The organism is Endozoicomonas sp. ALE010 (genome assembly GCF_049310165.1).
GTDB lineage: Bacteria > Pseudomonadota > Gammaproteobacteria > Pseudomonadales > Endozoicomonadaceae > Endozoicomonas.
In genome coordinates this window covers 1-4,684 of sequence record NZ_JBLYNV010000133.1, presented here as the reverse complement: position 1 = coordinate 4,684, position 4,684 = coordinate 1, and the positions used below count along the sequence as shown (strand labels likewise).

4 protein-coding genes and 1 pseudogene are annotated in these 4,684 nt (G+C 44.0%); 3 read left to right on the top strand and 2 right to left on the bottom strand.

The features are described from left to right. Positions 1-422 precede the first annotated feature (422 nt). Entirely contained in the window at positions 423-977 is a 555-nt protein-coding gene (locus tag ACO6UY_RS23965; protein WP_422466488.1) for a helix-turn-helix domain-containing protein, read from the top strand. Between the two features lie 265 nt (positions 978-1,242). Here the strand turns inward: ACO6UY_RS23965 and ACO6UY_RS23960 are convergent. After that, positions 1,243-2,291: pseudogene (locus ACO6UY_RS23960) on the bottom strand (IS91 family transposase). A 13-nt stretch (positions 2,292-2,304) separates the two neighbouring features. Continuing rightward, positions 2,305-2,727 carry a site-specific integrase gene (locus tag ACO6UY_RS23955; protein WP_422491546.1) on the bottom strand — a complete coding sequence of 141 codons (423 nt, stop codon included), beginning with the start codon at positions 2,725-2,727 and terminating at the stop codon, positions 2,305-2,307. Positions 2,728-2,937: 210 nt separating this feature from the next. On the opposite strand from ACO6UY_RS23955, the gene ACO6UY_RS23950 reads away from it, so the two are divergent. After that, on the top strand, positions 2,938-3,531 hold the full coding sequence (locus ACO6UY_RS23950; protein WP_422491545.1) for a hypothetical protein: 594 nt from the start codon (positions 2,938-2,940) through the stop codon (positions 3,529-3,531). Positions 3,532-3,765: 234 nt separating this feature from the next. Then, entirely contained in the window at positions 3,766-4,566 is an 801-nt protein-coding gene (locus ACO6UY_RS23945; protein WP_422491543.1) for a hypothetical protein, read from the top strand. The last annotated feature ends 118 nt before the right edge of the window (positions 4,567-4,684 follow it).

The following is a 4,684-nucleotide window of genomic DNA, read 5'->3' as shown; positions in this document are numbered from 1 at the left end:
CACGGGTGACGGCTGGTAGGTTCCGTCCAATAAGGCTTGACGCACTGAAGGCCAATGCTGTTTGGCAAAGTCTGGATAAGCTTCAATGGTGGCTCCATCGATACCCGGAGCACCCTTGTTGCTTCTGACCTGTTTCCCGGCTCTGGCTCCTGCTCCGCACTACCTCCTGCATCCGTGCAGTCGCATGCGCTTGCCAGATTAGCCGGTTCAAGTACGCAATTTAGTAGATCATGATTCAAAGCTGGTTAAAGATTCTGTCGCCAGGTACGGTGAGTCGTCAGAGAGTTGTGAGACTCTGCCCTATCCCGATTATGTTCACCGACGCAGGCCGCATTGCGCAACTTGTTCTTTGATACTGTTCTTTAATCTTGTTTGTGTCGAGACCTCGATTATTTTGCCAGTTCATATCGAACAGGCCTATCGTGTACACGACCCCCTTTTTTCTTGCCTATTTTTTAACAGAGTCTATGTTTCTGACACGCAAGAAAAAACCCGGCTCAGACGGAGGTGGCACTCCTAACCGGGTTTCTCTCGAATCAACGAGCCGTCACTCAGCGAGTAATGGCTCAGGGGATAGTATAGCCATGATTTCGTTCGCGTACACAATCGGAGTGATGAGATTGTTGAGGGTGAAAATACATACCGATGAGATGGCAAGCCTACTGCCCACTCAACGGCTGCTGCTGATTGTTTTGGCCACATTTGCCAACAGTGAAGGTGAGTGCTGGCCCAGTCAGAAAATCCTTGGTGATATGGTTGGCATAACCCGACACCGAGTCAGTGAATGCTTGAAAAAACTTGAACAGGAACAGTTCATCGAAAGCATGTTCCGGCAAGATGCGACCGGCACTAAAACAAAAGCCTACCGAATGCTGTTCGAGCCCTTTGTCTTCAAACAAGTCAAGGAAGATCACTACAACTGCTTCGGCCAGCGGATCGACGATCCTCGCATGACTGATACTTCCTGGGCAGAATAGCAAACATAACGAATAAGGATAGATTGCGCCGCCGCAATCTTATCCTGTTGTTGCACAAGCCCGGGTTGAATTCTGGCGAGGAAGGTCTATTGAAGTTTACTTTTCTGGCGGATCTTGAATCAAAGCGTTTTTTCAGAACGCTATTTATTCAGGATGAGTGTCTCCCGACCACTGCATTACGGTAGTCTGGGGTATGTCATATCTATCTGGCTGAGCTTACTTTTTCTCCCTGTTTGTGAATGGCGATATTTGTTGCTGTGGCAACTCAGGTCGGTTTCAGGAAGCTGAACGCAATGTGCTTCATCGCTGCGCCGCAATGCCTGCATTTGAATTGCGGACGAATCACGGGTTCTACTGCTTTGACCATGACGTGTAAAACCAGTTGCACCAGTGATAATTGTTTTTTGGCGTTGCTGTGTAAAAATCCATAATCCCGCGATCGTCGAAATCGCCTGGGTAATACATGTTTCAGTACCAGCCACAGGAAGTCTTCCCCTGGCAGGGTTCGCGTCTCTTTTTTGCCGGTTTCACTGTTGAGGTAAGAGAAGGTCACCTTTCCTTGTTTGCTGGCCAGGATGTTGTTGTTGCTGATCACGCCCCGGTACAGATACCTGGATAGATATTCAAGTGCTGGTAATCCTTTGCCCACCCGTTTGCAATTGACGACCCACTCTTTGGGCAGCCTTGTTTTCAGGCTTAGTGATAGTAGTCCCTGTTCGTCCAGGGCGCGAAGGAGTCTGGCTCGAAAGACCATGGACAGACTCTTGCCATTGAAAAGATAGTTACCAGTGAGTTTGCGCCACTCTTTTCGTCGGGTATTGCACCACCGGGCACTACAAAATGTATATGGGGATGGTAATCCAGCCGTCGGCTGTGGGTTTGCAGGACGCTGGTCATTCCCAGGTCAGCATCCAGTTTTTTGCTATTGGCTCCAAACTGTTTCAGGGTATCAGCCGCTGTTCTGAACAGTAAATCGTACACCTGTCGTTGATGTTGCCAAGCCAGAGCCCGCAGTTGCGCTGGTAAGGTGAAGGTCACCATAAAGTATTCAACGGGCAACAGTTTCTGTCTTTGCCGTTGCAACCATTCGCTGGTATCGGTGTTCTGACAGCGATTGCAGTGACGATGTCCACAGGACAATGGTTTTTGTTCCCGGAATTGGCAGCCGTTGCATTCCAGCAGCGTCATGCCGGAAGCCGGGGTTCGACAACCCCGTATGGCGTTGAGCGCCTTGAGTTGGCTGGGTAGAAGACGTTGACTGTATTTTTCCAGGAAACGGTCGGCACATTGATCGGCTATATCGGAGAGGTTCATTGGTCGTCTCCTTTCAAATCCAGCTCATCAATCTGTAAAGGGTCAGAAGAATGGTGTAATAGCGCAGCTTCCGCGCCTTATTGAGCAGTAACTCAATTTCAGTGGTGGTCAGGATAACCGGAAGGCTTTTAACGGTGGGTGGTTTAATGATGTTGACAAACTGCCAGGGTTTTCCCAGCACGTGTTTCCAGAAAAACTGCAGCCCATTGCGGTCGGTTTTGACCGTGCTCCATGAGTGGGATTCCACCAGTGCCGCAAAGTAGGTTTTCAGGTCATCGGGTTTGAGCGTGTCGGGGCAACGATCAAAGAAGGCTGCCACCCGTCGCAGAGGCCTGCTGTAGAGATCAATGGTGGATGGGCTTTTGCCCTGGAGTTTCAGGGTGGTGAGGTGTTTTTGATACAGTTTGTCAAACCGTTTTTGTTCAGAACGTTCCATGTTGCTTCCTTATATATGCCGCACCGGAGTGGTACGGATATCAGGAAGTATTGGCAATGGTGGGGTGGCTGGGATGAACGGTATTTTTTGCCGCGTTAGCGGCTTGGTTCAACGAGAGCATCCAGCGGACGGCGCTAGACGCGCCGCCGCTTATGCAGGCGTTAGCCGCAATTCATTTCAACCATCACGATGTACAAATAAGGATTTAGAGTGCAAGAGTTTCAAACACCAGAGTGGGTCACATGGGTATTTAGTGGTGCAGGCGTAGCTGTAGGAGGGTATTTTTTGAACGCAATGAGAAAAAAGGGAGTTGAGGGCTCCCAGTCACAAACAAATAGCCAGAATGTCGAGATTAATTTGATTGACCAGAAAACAGAACCTCAACAGCAAAAGAAGAAAGATGTTTCAATTGATGAACTCAGAGCAGTCACAAAGATAATATTTATTGATGATGATTCAAAGTTTAAAGTTGTAGACATATTGAAAAGGGCTGGATGGCAAAATACAAAATCCATCCGAGATATAAAAGACCTAAACTCAACAGAAGTTAGAGATACGCATATTTTTTTCGTAGATATTCACGGAGTAGGTGTTTCATTAGGCTTTAAGGATGAAGGGTTAGGTTTAGCTTCAGCGATAAAAGATAAGTACAAAGAGAAAAAGGTAATTATCTATTCAGGTGAAACACAAGGTGAACGTTTTCATGACGCCTTAAAAAAGGCTGATGATTCTCTACCAAAAAATGCTGACCCTTATGAGTTTGAACAAATCATTGAAAACTTCTCCAAGGAAATCTTTGAATAAATAATGGAAAAGATCAAACTCAAAGGTAAGAACGGTAAGGTTGTATTTTCCAATTTACAATACCCTTGTGAAAGTTGCTCGAATCATTGCTCATCTGATAATGAAGTATTTAAATCATGCAACTTAGACTCGAAAAAAAGGAGAAGAGGTTAGTCAATCTCAAAGGAAGGTGAGGTTTACTTTTGCTCTGAAAACCGTGACGACATTAAAAGCTCGAAAACTTTTAAACGTAAGATGGATATTTATGCTGGAATATCAGAAAACATAAATAATATAAAAAATGAAATTTCAAGGAAACTAAACTCTTCTACTTCCGCATTATTACACAATATAATTTCTTTGAATGCGCATAACATTCAAGAAGTACATGCAGTAATACCTAAAGACAATATAGGTTTGAATTACAAAGAAAAAATTGCAGAAGCAAAACAATTTATGAGAAATAACCCTCATGAATTTGCCAATGCTATTTATAGAATTTCAAAAAACAATATGGCAATGAAAATGGAATTTTCTGTTTTCAACAGATTGTTTGGTGAAACACCAAAGCTCTCAGTTAGAAAGCATGACCTAAAAAAAGTAATTCTCTCTATCTTACATAACTTCTTCCAGGACTTTAACGAGAAGAAAGTCTTAATTGAAATAGAAGGTGATAGTTTCGATGTACACTTTGATTATGAGTCAATGCATGTTGTTTTTCACCACCTTTTAGAGAATGCTGTTAAATATTGTTTAGAAAAAAGAAATATAATAATTACACTTTGCAGACTTAAAAATTCAATCACTTTCGATATGTATAGTATTGAAATAACGGACAAAGACATTGGCCGCATATATGATGAAGGATACTCAGGAGATTATGCTCAACTTGCTGAAAAAAGTGGTAAAGGCATTGGTATGAGCCGGGTCAAAAAGCTATTGGACATAAATGATGCAGGCATCGAAATAATACGAAATGAAAACAATGATTCTCCTATAGTTCACAAGCAAGTATCTTACACAAAAAACAAAATTGTTATCTACTATCGCCGGTAAAGCGGCTTGGTTCAACAAGAGCATCCAGCAGGGTGGTCGCATCAGATGCACCATAGTTCATATTTTTGCTCTGCTCATGACTGCCAACATTGCAGATCGAATATTCTCAGACAATCCA